This is a genomic window from Agromyces allii (assembly GCF_009749385.1).
Lineage (GTDB): Bacteria > Actinomycetota > Actinomycetes > Actinomycetales > Microbacteriaceae > Agromyces > Agromyces allii.
Genome location: NZ_WBIN01000004.1, coordinates 25,672 through 42,913 on the forward strand (window position 1 = coordinate 25,672; position 17,242 = coordinate 42,913).

General features: G+C 72.5%; 12 protein-coding genes. 3 read left to right on the top strand and 9 right to left on the bottom strand.

Going from position 1 to position 17,242, the window contains the following annotated elements; translation table 11 throughout:
• Positions 1–2: 2 nt before the first annotated feature.
• Complete coding sequence (locus GQR16_RS06495) at positions 3–653, bottom strand: DUF1990 domain-containing protein (RefSeq protein ID WP_157414349.1); 651 nt, start codon at positions 651–653, stop codon at positions 3–5.
• 11 nt (positions 654–664) lie between these two features.
• The gene (gene lepA / locus GQR16_RS06500; RefSeq protein ID WP_157414350.1) at positions 665–2,518 is read right to left on the bottom strand and encodes a translation elongation factor 4; all 1,854 of its coding nucleotides are present in this window, start codon (positions 2,516–2,518) and stop codon (positions 665–667) included.
• An 80-nt stretch (positions 2,519–2,598) separates the two neighbouring features.
• Here lepA and GQR16_RS06505 point away from each other — a divergent pair, with 80 nt between their 5' ends.
• From GQR16_RS06505 to rpsT, 3 genes are all read left to right on the top strand, one after another.
• Positions 2,599–3,846 (top strand): sensor histidine kinase, encoded by a 1,248-nt coding sequence (locus GQR16_RS06505; protein WP_157414351.1) that lies wholly within the window; start codon positions 2,599–2,601, stop codon positions 3,844–3,846.
• Positions 3,847–3,932: 86 nt separating this feature from the next.
• Entirely contained in the window at positions 3,933–4,550 is a 618-nt protein-coding gene (locus GQR16_RS06510) for a response regulator (protein ID WP_281351376.1), read from the top strand.
• 168 nt (positions 4,551–4,718) lie between these two features.
• Positions 4,719–4,979: a 30S ribosomal protein S20 gene (rpsT, locus tag GQR16_RS06515; protein ID WP_157414352.1), complete on the top strand. Its 261-nt coding sequence runs from the start codon at positions 4,719–4,721 to the stop codon at positions 4,977–4,979.
• Positions 4,980–5,135: 156 nt separating this feature from the next.
• On the opposite strand, the gene holA is transcribed toward rpsT, so the two are convergent.
• The 7 genes from holA to cydD all read right to left on the bottom strand — a co-directional run bounded on the left by holA (position 5,136) and on the right by cydD (position 17,242).
• On the bottom strand, positions 5,136–6,179 hold the full coding sequence (gene holA, locus GQR16_RS06520; RefSeq protein WP_157414353.1) for a DNA polymerase III subunit delta: 1,044 nt from the start codon (positions 6,177–6,179) through the stop codon (positions 5,136–5,138).
• Positions 6,180–6,202: 23 nt separating this feature from the next.
• Entirely contained in the window at positions 6,203–8,620 is a 2,418-nt protein-coding gene (locus GQR16_RS06525; protein WP_157414354.1) for a ComEC/Rec2 family competence protein, read from the bottom strand.
• Complete coding sequence (locus GQR16_RS06530; RefSeq protein WP_157414355.1) at positions 8,621–9,388, bottom strand: ComEA family DNA-binding protein; 768 nt, start codon at positions 9,386–9,388, stop codon at positions 8,621–8,623.
• Positions 9,389–9,512: 124 nt separating this feature from the next.
• Positions 9,513–12,080, bottom strand: coding sequence for a leucine--tRNA ligase (gene leuS, locus GQR16_RS06535; RefSeq protein WP_246200593.1), 2,568 nt, complete (start codon positions 12,078–12,080; stop codon positions 9,513–9,515).
• A gap of 124 nt (positions 12,081–12,204) precedes the next feature.
• Positions 12,205–13,704: an aminodeoxychorismate synthase component I gene (gene pabB / locus GQR16_RS06540; RefSeq protein WP_157414356.1), complete on the bottom strand. Its 1,500-nt coding sequence runs from the start codon at positions 13,702–13,704 to the stop codon at positions 12,205–12,207.
• Between the two features lie 9 nt (positions 13,705–13,713).
• Positions 13,714–15,570: a thiol reductant ABC exporter subunit CydC gene (gene cydC, locus GQR16_RS06545; protein WP_157414357.1), complete on the bottom strand. Its 1,857-nt coding sequence runs from the start codon at positions 15,568–15,570 to the stop codon at positions 13,714–13,716.
• Positions 15,563–17,242 carry a thiol reductant ABC exporter subunit CydD gene (cydD, locus tag GQR16_RS06550; RefSeq protein WP_157414358.1) on the bottom strand — a complete coding sequence of 560 codons (1,680 nt, stop codon included), beginning with the start codon at positions 17,240–17,242 and terminating at the stop codon, positions 15,563–15,565. The genes cydC and cydD overlap by 8 nt, the downstream gene beginning before the upstream one ends.

The following is a 17,242-nucleotide window of genomic DNA, read 5'->3' on the forward strand; positions in this document are numbered from 1 at the left end:
GCCTACACGCCGCCCGCGGGATGCAGGGCACGAAGCTGCTGCTTCGTCAGCTCGCGTCGACGACGTCGCACCCATGGTGCGAGCACGCGCTTGGAGCCTCCGGCCGTCGCCCGGAACGAGCGGATCGTGAGCCACACGGTGTCGTCGTCGCGGCGCTCGAGCACGAACGACTCCTCGCCGCTCTCGAGCCCGTCGCCGGTCGTGCCGAATGCGTAGCCGACGCGGCCGGGCTCGTCGATCACGTAGACCACGAGCACCGGCGTCAGCTGCGGGCGGAACCGACCGCGTCGCACGAGCGTGGCCTGCATGCCCGAGGCGATGTAGGCCGTGCCGTCTTCGCCGAAGCGGTCCTCGGTGCGCGGGCCTGGCTGCTCGGCGAGCGGGGCGCCCTCGGCGTCGTACACGATGCCGGGATACTGGGCGCCGGTTCCGGCGGAGACATCCGTCACCTCGTAGCCGGCGCCGCGCTGGATGCCCCACGTCATGAGGGCCTCTGCCGCGCGGTCGAAGCGGTCGACGCCGCTGCCGAGCCGAACGCTGTCTTCGGCCGGGCGGTAGCCGCTCGGCGGGTAGCGCATGAGGTCGGGTTCGAGCGTCGCGCCGATCGAGCCGTAGGTGACGGACTGATCGGTGAAGGTGCTGCGTCGGGTCATCGGGGGCCTGCTTACTTCTTGTCCTTCTTCTCGACGTCGCCGCTCAGGGCCGCGATGAACGCCTCCTGGGGAACCTCGACCCGGCCGACCATCTTCATGCGCTTCTTGCCCTCCTTCTGCTTCTCGAGGAGCTTGCGCTTGCGGCTGATGTCACCGCCGTAGCACTTGGCGAGCACGTCCTTGCGCATGGCGCGGATCGACTCGCGCGCGATGATGCGGGCGCCGATCGCAGCCTGGATGGGCACCTCGAACTGCTGGCGCGGGATGAGCTCGCGCAGGCGGCCCGTCATGAGCACGCCGTACGCGTAGGCCTTGTCGCGGTGCACGATCGCGCTGAACGCATCGACCTGCTCGCCCTGGAGCAGGATGTCGACCTTCACGAGGTCGGCGGCCTGGTCGCCCACGGGCTCGTAGTCGAGCGACGCGTAGCCGGCGGTCTTCGACTTCAACTGGTCGAAGAAGTCGAACACGATCTCGCCGAGCGGCATGTTGTAGCGGATCTCGACCCGGTCTTCGCCGAGGTACTCCATGCCGAGCAGGGCGCCGCGGCGCGACTGGCAGAGCTCCATGATCGTGCCGACGTAGTCCTTCGGGGCGAGGATCGCGGCGCGCACCATGGGCTCGCGCACCTCGGAGATCTTCGCGCCCGTCGGGAACTCGCTCGGGTTCGTGACCGTGACGGTCTTCCTGTCTTCGGTCGTGACCTCGTAGATCACCGACGGCGCCGTGGCGATGAGGTCGAGGCCGAACTCGCGCTGCAGGCGCTCGGTGATGATCTCGAGGTGCAGCAGGCCGAGGAAGCCGCAGCGGAAGCCGAAGCCGAGCGCGACCGAGGTCTCGGGCTCGTAGACGAGCGAGGCGTCGGAGAGCTTCAGCTTGTCGAGCGCCTCGCGGAGCTCGGGGTAGTCGCTGCCGTCGATCGGGTAGAGGCCCGAGAACACCATCGGCAGCGGCTCGGTGTAGCCCGGCAGCGCCTCGGTCGCGGGCTTCGCCGCCGTGGTGACGGTGTCGCCGACCTTCGACTGGCGCACGTCCTTCACACCGGTGATCAGGTAGCCGACCTCGCCGACGCTGAGGCCCTTGGACGGGGTCGGCTCGGGGGCGCTCACGCCGATCTCGAGGATCTCGTGGTTCGCCTTCGTCGAGAGCATCTGGATGCGCTCGCGGGGGTTGAGCCGGCCGTCGACCATGCGCACGTAGGTGACGACGCCGCGGTAGCTGTCGTACACGGAGTCGAAGATCATGGCGCGCGCCGGGGCGTTCGCGTCGCCGACCGGAGCCGGGATGCGCTCGACGACCCTGTCGAGCAGGTCCTCGACGCCGAGGCCGGTCTTGCCCGAGACCTTCAGCACGTCGTCGGGCGAGCCGCCGATGAGCTCGGCCAGCTCGCGCGCGTACTTCTCGGGCTCGGCGGCCGGCAGGTCGATCTTGTTCAGCACCGGGATGATCTCGAGGTCGTTCTCGAGCGCGAGGTAGAGGTTCGCGAGCGTCTGCGCCTCGATGCCCTGCGCGGCGTCGACCAGCAGGATCGCTCCCTCGCATGCGGCGAGCGAACGCGAGACCTCGTAGCTGAAGTCGACGTGACCGGGGGTGTCGATCATGTTCAGGGCGTACGACGTGTCGCCGACCTGCCACGGCATGCGCACGGCCTGGCTCTTGATCGTGATGCCGCGCTCGCGCTCGATGTCCATGCGATCGAGGTACTGCGCGCGCATGTCACGGTCGCTCACGACGCCCGTGATGCCGAGCATGCGGTCGGCGAGGGTCGACTTGCCGTGGTCGATATGCGCGATGATGCAGAAATTGCGGATCAGCGCGGGGTCGGTGGCGGCGGGCACCGGCGGGGTAGCAGCTCTCGGAGACATCCCGACGATTCTCCCATGACTTGGCTTCGCACTTTCGACGGATGCCTCCGCGAAGCCCCGCGACTACGCTGACACGCACCATGACCGCGCCCGCAGCCCCGCTTCCGCTCCCCCTCCTCGACTTCGGGAGGGTCTCGCCGTCGGCCCTCCGACCGGTGTTCATCACGCTCCGATTCGGGCTCCACGTGCTCGTGGTCGGGCTCGCCCTGTTCGTCATGGTCCGGGCGCTCCTCGCCGACGACCAGTACGAGGGCGCCATCACGATCCTCACGATCGCGTTCCTCGCGTGCTACGGCGCCGGCGTCGCGACCTCGCACCGCAACCTGCCCCAGTGGGCGCGCGTGCTCTGGCTCACGGCCCTGCTCGCACTGTGGGCCGGAATGTCCGCGATGACCCCGGATGCCGCGTTCCTCGCGTTCCCCCTGTTCTTCCTCGAGCTGCACGTGCTGGCCGCTCCCCTCGCGGTTCCGCTGGTCGTCGTCACGTTCGGCCTCTCGGTGTGGGGCACGGCGAGCCACCTCGGATTCGAGGTGGGCACGATCCTCGGCCCGCTCATCAGCGCCGGCGTGGCGATCGTCATCGGACTCGGGTACCGCGCGATGGCGCAGGAGACGAAGGACCGCCAGGCGCTCATCCTCGACCTCATCGCCACCCGCGAGGAGCTCTCGACGGCGAGCCGCGAGGCCGGCACGCTCGCCGAGCGCGAGCGCATCGCGCGCGAGATCCACGACACCGTGGCGCAGGGCCTCTCGAGCATCCAGATGCTCCTGCACGCCGCAGAACGCGACATCGACGACGAGCGCACGCTCGACAAGCTGAGACTCGCCCGTGAAACCGCCTCGGAGAACCTGGCGGAGACCCGCCGCTTCATCCGCGAGCTCAGCCCGCCGTCGCTCGACGAGCAGACGCTGCCGGCCGCCCTCCGTCGCCTCGCGGCCGCGGTCGACGAGCAGGCCGCGCAGGCGGGCACGGCGACCCGGGTCTCGTACTCGACGAGCGGCGACCCCGTCGCCCTGCCGATGTCCATCGACGCGACGCTCCTGCGCATCGCCCAGGGGGCCCTCGCGAACGTGCTGCGCCACGCCCGCGCCACGCGCGCCGAGCTCACGCTGAGCTACCTCGGCGACGAGGTCGCGCTCGACGTGGTCGACGACGGCATCGGCTTCGACCCCGTGGCGCTCGCCGCCGACCCGGCGGCGCAGCTCCGCTTCGGACTGCGCGCCATGCGCGAGCGCGCCGAGCGCGAGGGCGGGTCGATCGACATCGAGTCGCATCCCGGCGAGGGCACCGCGGTCTCGGTGCGGATCCCCGTGGCGGCGGCGTCGTGAGCGGCGATGCTGTGACCGGCGGCGCTGCGACCGGCGGTGAGGCGAACGCCGGTGCCGGCCCGAGCAGCGACGGCGCAGCCGGCGGCATCCGTCTCCTGATCGCCGACGACCACCCCGTCGTGCGCGCCGGGGTGCGCGCCATGCTGGAGGCCGAACCCGACCTCGTGGTCGTCGCCGACGTCGACCGGGCCGATGCCGCGGTGCGGCGTGCGAACGAGGGCGGCGTCGACGTCGTGCTCATGGACCTGCAGTTCCCGTCGGACATGCAGGGCGCGGAGGCGACGCGTCACATCCGCTCGCAGGCGGATGCCCCCCGCGTGCTCGTGCTCACCAACTACGACACCGACGCCGACATCCTGAGCGCGATCGAGGCCGGGGCGAGCGGATACCTGCTGAAGGACTCGCCGCCGACCGAGCTCGTCGCCGCGATCAGGGCCGCCGCGACCGGCGAGCCCGCGTTCGCGCCCGGCGTCTCGTCGCGCCTCGACGCGAACGGCGGCCTCGAGCGCCTGACGGGCCGCGAGGCCGAGGTGCTGGGCCTCGTGGCGAGCGGCTACACGAACCGCGAGATCGGCAAGGCGCTCTTCCTCAGCGAGGCCACCGTGAAGTCGCACCTCGTGCACATCTTCGCCAAACTGGAGGTGGGTTCGCGCACGGCCGCCGTCGCGCGGGCCCGCGATCTCGGCATCATCCGCTCGAACTGACCGGGGCGAGCGGATGCCGCGGCCACCGCATTGGTGCCATGCGCTCGTTGCTGGTATCGTTGTCTGTTGGCTTGCGTGTGGGTCCCACCCCGCACGATTCGCCGCGCGAGGCCCCTCTACCTTCGCTCGGCACATCCGGTACCCGCACAAGAACGAAAGACGAACCACGTGGCAAACATCAAGTCGCAGATCAAGCGCATCAAGACGAACCTGAAGGCTCAGGAGCGCAACAAGGCGGTCAAGAGCCAGGTCAAGAGCGCCGTCCGCGCCGCTCGCGAGGCCATCGCAACGGGTGACAAGGACAAGGCCATCGCCGCCGTCCGCGTCGCCGGTCGCAAGCTCGACAAGGCCGCCAGCAAGGGCGTCATCCACAAGAACCAGGCCGCGAACCGCAAGTCGGCCATCGCGAAGCAGGCCGCCGCGCTGTAAAGCACGACGTCTGATCGAACGCCCCGCACGAGTCGTGCGGGGCGTTCGTCGTTTCAGCGGCGACGTCCGGTCGTATCGGGTTCGCGGCTCGAGAGTTGCGACGACGCCTCGGACCGCCCGGCTCCACGACCGGACGATGCGGGGGCGGCGGCCCGGCTAGACGACGCTGCGACCGCGGGAGGCGATGACGCCGACGAGTCGCTCGAGCGCGAACACGGGGTCGCGCTCGGCGCCCTTGACCGCGGCGTCGGTACGTGCCAGCTGCACGATGGCCTGCTGGAGGCCCTCGTCGGTCCAGCCGGCGAGGTCGCGCCGTGCGCGGTCGACCTGCCACGGCGCGAGCCCGAGCGAGGAGGCGACGCCGGAGCCACCGCCGCGAACGCCCGAGACCTTCGCCATCGTGCGGATCTTCATCGCGAACGCGGCGACCATGGGCACGGGGTCGGCGCCGCTGTCGAGCGCGTGCCGCAGAGCCACGAGCGCGTCGCCGTGGCGGCCGGCGATCGCCGCGTCGGCGACCTCGAACGCATTCGTCTCGACGCGACCGCCGTAGTACTTCGCGACCACGGCCTCGGTGATGTCGCCGGAGGCGTCGGCGAGGAGCTGCCGACACGCGGCATCGAGCTCGGCGAGATCGTCGCTGAACGCCGCGACGAGCGCACGCAGGGCCCTCGGGGCGATCGACCGGCCGGCGGCGCGGATCTCGGTCTGCACGAACTCCTGCTTGTCGGACTCGCGCTTGAGCTCGGCGCAGACGATCTCGATGGCCTCGCCGTCGCCCGACCGGATGGCGTCGAGCATCTTCTTGCCGCGCACCCCGCCGCGGTGGCGCACGACGACCGTGGTCGACTCGGTCGGCTGGCCGACGAAGTCGACCATGTCGAGGATGAGGTCGTCGGTCGCCTTCTCGGCGCCGTCGATGCGGATGAGCCTGGCCTCGCCGAAGAGCGACGGGCTCGCGAGCGTCAGGAGCTCGCCGCGCTGATAGGCGTCGCCCGAGATCTCGCTGACCTCGAGGTCGGGGTCTTCGGCCCGGAGCACCTCGCGGAGCCGGGTCGAGGCGCGCTCGGCCAGCACGTCTTCGGGGCCCGAGATGAGCACGATCGGCGCCGGTCGAACCTGGTTGTACGCCAACTGCGGGATCGCCGCCGCCTTGGCGCGCGCGTTGCCGCGTGCTGCGCCTGAGGATCGAGCTGCCACGGCACCTCCCTTTCCGTTCAAGTCTACGGTCGAGGTGCGACATCGCCCGCGCTCCGCTCGGTCCAGAGACGGAACCCGCCGTCGCCGGTCGCGGTCAGGAGCGATGTGCCCGAGCGGTCGCTCCGCACGGGAACGGTGCCGAGCCGATCGAGCAGTTCGAGCAGGCGATCGGTGGGATGGCCGTACCCGTTGTCGGCGCCGACGCCGATGACGCCTACGGTCGCGGAGAGCGCCTCGTACAGCCGTTCGCTCTGGTCGGCCGAGCCGTGATGGGCGACCTTCACGAGGTCGACGCGGCCAGGCGCCGCATCCGCGAGCATGCGGGCCTGGGCCTCCTCGCCGAGGTCGCCGAGGAAGACCGCCCGCCCGATGCGCCCCTCGAGCTCGAGCACGACGCTCGCGTCGTTGCCGGGCGCCGTTCGGGCAGGCGGCCACAGCACGCTCCAGCGCGAGTCGCCGAGCACGCCACGCCGGCCGGACGCGACCTCCACGGCGTCGGCACCGCCCGCGATCAGCGGGTCGAGCACCCGCGAGGAGCGTTCGTCGTCGAGCGGACCGTGCACCACGGTCTGCACCATGCCGACGACCGCGCCGCTCCCTGCGACGTGATCGGCATCCCAGTGGGTGAGCACGAGCAGGTCGATGCGCTCGACACCCAGGAACTCCAGGCACCGACCGAGCGCGGCCGGGTCGGGTCCGGTGTCGAAGAGCGCCGTCGACCCCTCGGAGCGCACGAGCACGGCGTCCCCTTGGCCGACGTCGCAGTTCGCGACATCCCACTCCCCCGGATGTGAGGCTCGCGCGACCACCGACGGCCCCGCGACGAGGCCGATCGGCACGGCGACGAGCAGCACGAGGACGACGGCCGCGACTCGGCGGAGTGTGCGACCGCCCCGGCGATCGAGGAGGAGCCAGAGCCCGACCGCGGTCGCGACGAGCAGCACGCACGCACCCGGCGCGTCGGACAGCCACGGCAGTCGCCCGCCGGGAAGGCCCGAGGCGCCGTGCGCGACGAGCGCGATCCAGGAGGCGGGAACCCACGCGACCTGTAGAAGGGCGAACCCGACCGACGGCAGGATCGGCAGCAGGAGGCATCCGATCATGCCGACCACCGTGCCGACCGGCGCCGCGGGCGCGGCGAGCAGGTTCGCCGCGACCCCGTAGACGGCGATCGCCGGATCGAGCAGGATCAGCACGGGCTGGCACGCCACCTGGGCTGCGACGGGCACCGCGAGCACGATGGCGAGCGGCACCGGCATGACCTCGGCGAACCGCCGCGCCAACGGAGCCGCGAGCAGCAGCAGCCCGGCCGTGGCCGCCGCGGAGAGGGCGAACCCGTAGTCGCGGGCGAGCCAGGGATTCTGCACGAGCAGGAGCACGACGGCGACGGAGAGCGCGGAGGTGCCGCCCGCACGCCGCGACGAGGCGACGCCGACCAGGATCACGACCGCCATCGCCGCGGCCCGGATGACGCTCGCCTGCGGCGTCACGAGCACCACGAACCCGGCGAGGGCGACGAGCGCGACGACGACCCGGGAGCGGCGGCCGAGTCCGCACGCGGCCGCGAGGCCGAATGCGGCTGCCGTCACGATCGCGCAGTTCGCCCCGGAGACGGCCGTCAGGTGCGTCAGCGAACTCGCCTTCATCGCGGCATCGAGGTCGGCATCGACCGCGGAGGTGTCGCCGATCGCGAGTCCTGGCACGAGCGCGGCGCCATCGCCCTCGAGGCCGGCCGCGGCATCCGCGAAGCCGTGCCTGAGCCCCGAGGCCCACGCGAGCCACGGCGGCGGCCCTCCGACCGGATCGACGCGGTCGGGCGAGACGAGTCGGAACGCGGTCGATTCGCCGGCCGGAAGGCTCTGGGCGCGTGCCGCGAACGAGAGGCGCGTGCCCCATTCGACGTCGGTCGATGCGCTCAGCCCGACCGTGACCGGAACGTCGGCGGCCGCCACCCCGTCGACGCTCACGAGCACCCCGTCGACGCGGACCATCGGCTCGTCGGCCGCCCAGACCGCAGCGCGCATCGGGCGGGGCGACGTGGTCGCCTCGATCACGACGTCGACGGTGCTGCGGGCCCGCGCCGCCTCCGTCAACGGCGACCGCGCCCGCTCGGCGAGTCCGGCGGCAGCGGTCGTCGCCGCGAGGGCCGCGCACGCGAGCACGACCAGCGTGGTGGCAGCCACGGCGACGAGGAGTGCACGCCGTCGGCTGGACGTCGTGCGCGTGTCGCGACCGTCGCCGAGCGGTGTGTTCAGGGCTCTTCGCGCACTGCCGTGGCGGTCGAGCGTCGCCCAGCAGAGCAGGCCGGCGACGATGAACGCGAGCGCCCACAGCGAGGCCGCCGTCATCCACCCGTCGATGCCGGCATCGGGCGCTCCGACGGCCGCCCACGCGGCAGCCCAGGTCGCGCACGCGGGCAGCAGCATCCGCAGGTCGTGCACTCAGAGCGCCACGAGCTCGGCGAGACCGGCGAACACGGCGTCGCCGATGCCGGTCACGTCCATCAACTGGTCGACGCTCGTGAAGGCGCCGTTCGCCTCGCGGTAGTCGAGGATGCGCTGCGCGAGTGCGGGGCCGATGCGCGGCAGCGTGTCGAGCTCCGCGACCCCCGCGGTGTTCAGGTGCACGAGGCCGTCGGATGCCGCAGCGCCCCCGCCCGCGCCACCACCGCCCGCACCCGCGCCACCGCCCGCCGCGGCCGCCGGCACCTCGCCGATCGCGAACACCCGGAGCTGCTCGCCGTCGACGACCGGACGAGCGAGGTTCACCCCTGCGGGGTCGGCGTCGGCGGTGAACCCGCCGGCCGCGGCGACGGCGTCGACGACCCGCGCGCCCTGGTCGAGCTCGACGAGGCCGGGACTGGCGACCGCCCCGAGCACGTGCACGAGCAGCGGCAGCGGTTCGCCGACCGTGCCGTCGGCGGCGTCGGCACCGTTCGGGCCGTCGCCGCTCACGCCTCCGTTCGGCGAATCGGCCGAGCCGTTCGCACCCGACGGGCCACCAGACCCTCCGATGACCTCCTGCGCCCCGCCGCCGCCCGACGCGAACGAGACCACGGCCGCCAGCGCGACCGCCGCGACGAAGAGCACGACGGCCGCGCCGACGGCGATGCGCACGCGCGGTCCGGCGCGGCGCGCGGCGGGGTCGAGCGCATCGAGCGCATCACGCGGCACGGGTGCACTCGGAGCATCGAGCGGTTCAGCGGGCATGCCCGCACGCTACGGCGACCCCGCAACGCCGAACGGCCGGCCGGGCCGAAGCCCGACCGGCCGTCGCCGATGCCGCAGTGGGGAGGAGCGGTCATGCCGACCGGCCGACCCGTCGAACGCGGGGTCAGCCCTTGATCGCGATGTTCACCAGGCGCGGTGCGCGCACGATCACGTTGACGATCTCGCTGTCGCCGATGGTGCGCACGACCGCGGCCGACGCGCGCGCGAGGGCCTCGAGCTCCTCGCCCGAGATCTTCGGGGAGACCTCGATGCGGTCGCGCACCTTGCCGTTGACCTGCACGATCGCCGTGACCGACTCCTCGACGAGGAGCGCCGGATCGGCCTTGCGCCACGGCACGAGGGCCACGGTCGGCTGGTAGCCGAGACGCTCCCACATGTCTTCGGCCGTGTACGGCGCGAACAGGTCGAGGATCATCGCGGTCACCTCGGCCGCCTCGCGCACCGCGGCGTCGCCCGCACCGGCACCCGAGTCGATGGCCTTGCGGGTCGCGTTCACGAGCTCCATGAGGCGCGCGACGACCACGTTGAACTTGAACGCCTCGACGAGCCCGGGGGCATCGGCGAGCAGTCGGTGCGTGATGCGGCGGAGCGCGGCGTCGCCCGTCTTCCACTCGACGTCGGGGCTCGAGGTCACCTCGCCGGCGATGCGCCACGCACGGGCGAGGAACTTCGCCGCACCGGTCGGCGAGACATCCGCCCAGTCGATGTCGTCTTCGGGCGGGCCGGCGAACGCGAGCGTGACGCGCAGCGCGTCGGTGCCGTGCGCCTGCAGTTCGGACGCGAACTCGACGAGGTTGCCCTTCGACTTCGACATCTTCGACCCGTCCATGAGCACCATGCCCTGGTTGAGCAGCGACGTGAACGGCTCGGTGAAGCTCAGGTAGCCCTCGTCGAAGAGCACCTTCGTGATGAAGCGCGAGTAGAGCAGGTGCAGGATCGCGTGCTCGACGCCGCCGACGTACTGGTCGACGGGCGCCCACTTCTCGGCCTCGGCCGGGTCGAAGGCGACGCCCTCGTCGGTCGGGTTGAGGTAGCGCAGGTAGTACCAGGAGCTGTCGACAAACGTGTCCATGGTGTCGGAGTCGCGACGCGCGGCCCCGCCGCACTTCGGGCACGCGACGTTGACCCAGTCTTCGGCGGCACCCAGCGGGCTCGAGCCCTTGGGCTTCAGGTCGAGGCCCGCGGCGTCCGGAAGCCGCACCGGCAGCTCGCTGTCGGGCACCGGCACCTCGCCGCAGTCGGTGCAGTGGATGATGGGGATGGGCGTGCCCCAGTAGCGCTGGCGCGAGATGAGCCAGTCGCGCAGGCGGTAGTTCTTGGCCGCACGGCCGAGGCCGCGGTGCTCGAGCAGGTCGACGACGCGGCGGATCGCGTTCGACTTCGAGAGGCCGTCGAGCGGGCCCGAGTTGATCAGGCGGCCCTCGCCGGTCAGCGCGACGCCCGTGTCGCCGGGGTTCAGCGGCGGCAGGTCGTCGGGCAGGTACGGCACGCCGTTCTCGTCGAGCGGGATCACGGGGATCACACCGGTGACGGGCTGGTTCGTGTCGACGACGACGCGCACGGGCAGGTCGAACGCGCGGGCGAAGTCGAGGTCGCGCTGGTCGTGCGCGGGCACGGCCATGATCGCGCCGTGACCGTAGTCGGCCAGCACGTAGTCGGCGGCCCAGATCGGCAGGCGCTCGCCGTTCACGGGGTTGATCGCGTGGCGGTCGAGGAACACGCCGGTCTTCGGGCGGTCGGTCGCGAGGCGGTCGATGTCGCTCTCGGTGCGCACGGACTCGAGGTAGCCCTCGAAGCGCGCCTTGACCTCGTCGGATGCCCCGGCCGCGAGCTCTGCGGCGAGCTCGGAGTCGGGCGCCACGACCATGAAGGTCGCGCCGAACAGCGTGTCGGGTCGCGTGGTGAAGACCGGGATGCGCTCCTCGCGCCCCTCGATCTCGAACTCGACGTCGGCGCCGGCCGAGCGGCCGATCCAGTTGCGCTGCATCGAGATGACCTTCGACGGCCACGCGCCCTCGAGCTGGTTCAGGTCGTCGAGCAGGCGGTCGGCGTAGTCGGTGACGCGGAAGTACCACTGCGTGAGGGCCTTCTTGGTGACGACGGCGCCGCAGCGCTCGCAGTGCCCGTCGACGACCTGCTCGTTGGCGAGCACGGTCTGGTCGTTGGGGCACCAGTTGACCTGGCCCGCCTTGCGGTAGGCGATGCCCTTCTCGTAGAGCTTCAGGAAGAGCCACTGGTTCCAGCGGTAGTACTCGGGGTCGCTCGTGTGCAGTTCGCGCGACCAGTCGAACGACGGCGCGTACTGGCGGAACGAGCGCTTCTGCTGGTCGATGTTCTCGTAGGTCCAGGCGCGGGGGTCGACACCGCGCTTGATGGCCGCGTTCTCTGCGGGCAGCCCGAAGGAGTCCCACCCGATGGGGTGCAGCACGTCGAAGCCCTGGTGGCGCCAGTAGCGGGCCACGGTGTCGCCGTAGCCGAACGCCTCGGCGTGCCCCATGTGCAGGTCGCCGGAGGGGTACGGGAACATGTCGAGGATGTACTTGCGCGGCTTCGTGTCACCGGGGCGGCCTGCCGCGAACGGCTTCGACTCCTCCCACACCGGAAGCCACTTCGCCTGGATGGAGGCGAAGTCGTATGCGCCGGGGTCGACCTCGTGCTGATCGTGTGCCACGTGACTCTCAATCGTGTCGATGCGGGGTTCACCGCACTGCTCAGGGCGCGCCAGACGTCGACGCACCGAGCATCAAGCCTACTCACTCGGGCTGGGCGGCGGCCTCACCTGGAGCAGACGAGGATCAGGCGCCCGTCGCGCCGAGCACGGCGAGCAGTGCGCGGGCCTTGATGCGGGTCTCCTCGACCTCCTCCTCGGCGATCGAGAGGGCGGTGATGCCGCCGCCCGTGCCGATCGAGGCGCCGTCGGGGCCGAGCACGATCGAGCGGATGACCATGGCCAGGTCGAGGCTGCCGTCGACGGCCAGATAGCCGAACGCACCGGAGTAGACGCCGCGGGGTCCGGCCTCGAGGCCGTGCAGGATCCGCATGGCGCTGTGCTTGGGCGTGCCCGTCATCGACCCCGCCGGGAACGCCGAGCGCACGGCATCGAGTGCGGTGAGCGGATGCCGCAGCCGGGCGCGCACGGTCGAGACGAGCTGGTGCACATGCGGGTACTCCTCGACGGCGAGCAGGCTCGGCACGCGCACGGTGCCGAGTTCGGCGATGCGCCCGAGGTCGTTGCGCATGAGGTCGACGATCATGAGGTTCTCGGCACGCTCCTTGTCGCTCTCGAGGAGCTCGCGTCGCAGCCGCCGGTCTTCGACGGGGTCGGCGTGCCGCGGGCGCGTGCCCTTCATGGGCTTCGTCGAGACGACGCCGTCGTGCGAGACGTGCAGGAACAGCTCGGGCGAGGCGCTGAGCAGCGCGTGCTCGCCGAACCGGAGGTAGCCGCCGTGGTGCGTCGGGCTCGAGGCCCGCAGTGCGAGGTAGGTGCTCGCCGGGTCGGGCGTCACGTCGACGTCGACGCGGTTCGTGAGGCAGAGCTGGTAGGCGTCGCCGCGGTGGATCGCCTGCTGGCACTCCCCGATGAGGCGCGAGTAGGTCGCGGCGTCGTGGCGCCAGCGCGCGGTCGGCGCGGGCGCCGGCGCCGACTGCGGATCGGGGCGAGCGGATGTCGGCGGCTCCGCCGGCACTGCGGGTGCGGATCCGGCGGGCCCGGCGCCAGCCCTGGCGCTCGCCCAGACCTCGGCGAGTTCGCGCGCCCAGGCCTCGGATGCGGCATCGCCGTCGTGATCGCCGTCGCGCTCGTCGCCGCCGAGCCACACGAGCGCCGCCGTGCGCGCCGCGTGGTCGAACACGACGGCCCGGTCGACCCAGAGGAACGCCGCGTCGGGCGTGTTCGTCTCGGCCGCAGGCACGCCGACGAGTCCGGCGCCCAGCTCGTAGCCGAACCACCCGTACCAGCCGAGCGGGCCGGACGGATCGGAACCCTCGGACTCCTCCGCGCGGTGCTCGGCGAGGCGCGCGCCCAGCGCATCGAACACGTCGTCGACCCCGGCGGCCCGCGTCAGCGTCGGGCGGTCGGAGGCCGCGGGCCAGGCGCTCGTGATCGTGCCGGCCGCGACATCCGCCGTGAGCAGCTCGGAACCGGCGTGCGCCGCGGCGATCACGCTGATGCCGCTCGTGGCATCGGAGCCGCCGTCGAGCCACACCACGTGGGTGGATTCGGTGTGGTGCGCGCGGAAGAGCAGGTGCGGATCGGTCCACCCGTCGAGCCGGCGGCGTCGGATTCGGCGCGGCATCCGTTCAGCCTATGTCGTGGACCGGCCGTCGAGACGCCCTTCACCAATGCTGAACGTGCGGTCGACGAGCCGTTCGTCGACGGGTGCGTGCGAGATGACGAGCACCGTTCGCCCGGCGTCGCGCGCGACCGTCACGAGGTCGCGCATGAGCGCATCGGCCTGCACCGCGTCGACGTTCGCCGTCGGTTCGTCGAGCACGAGCACCGGGAAGCCCGCCAGCGTGGCCCGTGCGAGCGCGATGCGCTGCGCCTGCCCGCCGGAGACGAGCGAGCCGCGCTCGCCGACGCGAGCGTCGAGGCCGCCGCGCTGCTCGACCCAGTCGCGCAGTCCGACGCGGTCGAGCGCGTCGAGCAGGTCGTCGTCGGTCGCGCCCTCGCGTGCGAAGAGCAGGTTCTGGCGCACGGTCTCGTCGAAGAGCCACGGCCGCTGCTCGACGAGGCCGACGATCGTTCGGAGCGCGTCGGGCTCGAGCGCGGAGGCCTCGACGCCGCCGATGCGGTACGAGCCCCCGTACTCGAGGAACCGCACGAGCACATGCGCGAGGGTCGTCTTGCCGGCGCCCGACGGTCCGCGCAGCAGCACGCACTCCCCCGACTCGAGCTCGAGGTCGACGTGCTCGAGCGCGGCACCGGATGTCGCGTCGGGCCGTCGTCGGTCGCCGTCGGCGTTCTCGGGAACCGGCGCAGCTGCATCGCCGGCGTCGCCGCCCACTGCGGGCCACGATGCTCGCACGCCGCGCAGGCGGATCTCGGGCGGCGCAACGCCCGCGGGCGGATCCGCCGGCACCAGAGGCGGAACCGGGATGCCGCTCGGTACCCGCTCGGGCACGGCCGATTCGACTCGCGCGGCGCTCGAGCGCGCCTGACGCCAGGCCGTCGCGGCGAGCGGGATCGCGGCCGCGACCTCGGCGATCGCGAGCGGCACGAGTGCGAGCACGGCGAACACCGGACCGCCGATGCGGCCGTCCTCGAGCAGCGGCGCCGCGGCCGCGAGGCTCGCGGCGACCGCGAACCCGCCGATCGCCGTCATCGAGGCGGATGCCGCACCGGCCGCCATGACCCTGGCTCGCGTCGCGCGGGCGAGCCGATCACCGAGCGCCTCGATGCGGGCGCGGCTGCCCTCGGCCGCATCGAAGGCGACGAGCACGTCGACCGACTGCACGTGCTCGAGCACGGCCGCCTGCAGGTCGCCGCGCAGCGGGGCGAGCTCGCGTTCGGCCCTGGCCGCCGCGAACGACTGGGCCAGGAGCGTCAGCCCGACGCCGACCACGAGGCAGGCGAGCACGGCCAGCGCCGAGGCCGGCGCGAGGATCGCGACGCCGACGATCGCCGCGAGGAGCACGACCGCAGCACTCACGAGCGGCTGCACGACGCGCAGGGGCACGTTCTGCAACTCGTCGACGTCGTCGACGAAGCGGGACAGCAGGTCGCCGCGACGCGCTCCGGCGAGCCCGTCGGGTGCGACGGGCAGCATGCGTTCGAACACGCCCGTGCGGATGGCCGCGAGCTGCCGGAACGACGCGTCGTGGCCGGTGAGCCGTTCGAGGTACCGGAACACGGCCCGACCGAGTGCGAACGCGCGCACGCCGACGACCGCGACCGACAGGTAGAGCACCGGAGGCTGCTCGGCCGCGCGGGCGATGAGCCACGCCGAGCACGCGAGCAGGGCGATCGCGGAGAGGCCGGAGGCGATGCCCGAGAGCACCGACGGCGTGAGACGGCCGGCCGACGGGATCGCGGCGCGGAGGATCGTCGAGCCCGCGGCGGCGCGCTCCGAAGTCGCGCGTCCCGAGGTCGCGCGTCCCGAGGTCGCGCGTCCCGAGGTCGCGCGCTCCGAGGTCGGATCGACGGCGAGGCGTTCAGACATGGGCGCCCGCCAATGCGATCGTGCGGTCGGCCGAGGCGGTCACGCCAGCGCGGTGCGTCGCGACGACCACCGCGTACCCCTCGTCGGCGAGCTCGCGGAGACCGGCCGCGATCGCGGCCTCGTGTGCGGGGTCCTGGGCGGAGGTCGGCTCGTCGAGCAGCACGATGCGCGCCTCGGTGGCGAGCGCGCGGTGCAGGGCCCTGGCGATCGCGACGCGCTGCGCCTGCCCGCCGGAGAGCCCGGAGCCGCCCGCGCCGAGCGGGGTCTCGGGGTCGAGCCCGACGTCGGCGAGGCGCATCGCGCGCTCGACGAGCGCCGCATCGGCCTGCTCGGCGCCGAGACGCACGTTCGAGCGCACGGTTCCGGCGAAGAGCGTCGCACCCTGCGGCGACCAGGCGATCGCCGCGCGGGTCGCGGCACCGGGGCGCTCGCCGTTCACGAGCGCCTCGCCCTCGATCGGTGCGAACCCCAGCAGGCCCGCGAACAGGCTCGACTTGCCGATGCCGCTCGGGCCCGTGACGGCCACGAGTTCGCCGGGGCGGGCTGCGAGATCCACGCCGTCGACCACGAGCTCGCCGTCGCGGCGCACCCCCGCAGCGACGAGCGAGACCCCGGTGTCCGCCGCAGCAGCCGCGGGCGTCGCAACGGTCGCCGCGGCATCCGGAATCCCATCACGACCGGCGACCGGCCCAGGGGCGACCGGCACCGAAGCGCCCCCGCCCCGCGCGGCCTCGAACAATTCGAACGCGTCGTCGGATGCGGCGACGCCCGCAGACGACGCATGGAACGCCGCGCCGACGTTGCGCACGGGCAGGAAGATGTCGGGCGCGAGGATCAGCACGAACAGCCCGGGCAGCAGCCCGATCTCGCCCCACACGAGCCGGAACCCGATCGACACCGCGACGATCGCGACCGAGAGGCTGGCCGCGAACTCGAGCGTGAAGCCCGACAGGAACGTCACGCGCAGCACGGCCATCGTGCGCTTGCGGAAGTCGTCGGTGACCGACCGGATGCGCGAGACCTGCCGCTTGGCCCGGCCGAACACGATGAGCGTCGAGAGCCCTCCGACGACCTCGAGGAACCCGTGCGAGAGGGTCGCGAGCGAGTCGTACTGCCGCCGCTGCACGGCCTGCGTCGCCATGCCGATGAGCGCCATGAAGACCGGTATGAGCGGCAGCACGATCACGAACACCAGCCCCGAGAGCGGGTCGGCCCACCACGCGATCGCGATCAGGATCGGCGTCGCGACCGCCGTCAGCACGAGCTGCGGCAGGTACGAGCCGAAGTACGCGTCGAGCGCGTCGAGGCCGGGGCCGAGCAGGGTGGTCGTGCGCGCGCTGGAGAATCCGGGCACCCCGGCCGGGGCACGCTCGACCGCGACGAGCACGTCACGCCGCAGCTCCTGCTTCACGCGCATCGCGCCGGCCGAGCCCACGAGCTCCCACGCCCACGCCGACAGGGCACGGACGGATGCCGCGACCACGAGGAGCACGAGCAGGGGCCACGCCTGCGACATCCGCTCGCCGTCGATGAGGCCCGCGACGAGCGACGCGAGCGCGTACGCCAGCCCGACGGTCGCGGCCGCCTGCAGGAGCGCCAGCAGGGCGCCGACGACGAGGAACCTGCGGGCGGCGCGCGAACGCCGGACGAGTCGTGGATCGAGGGGTTTCAC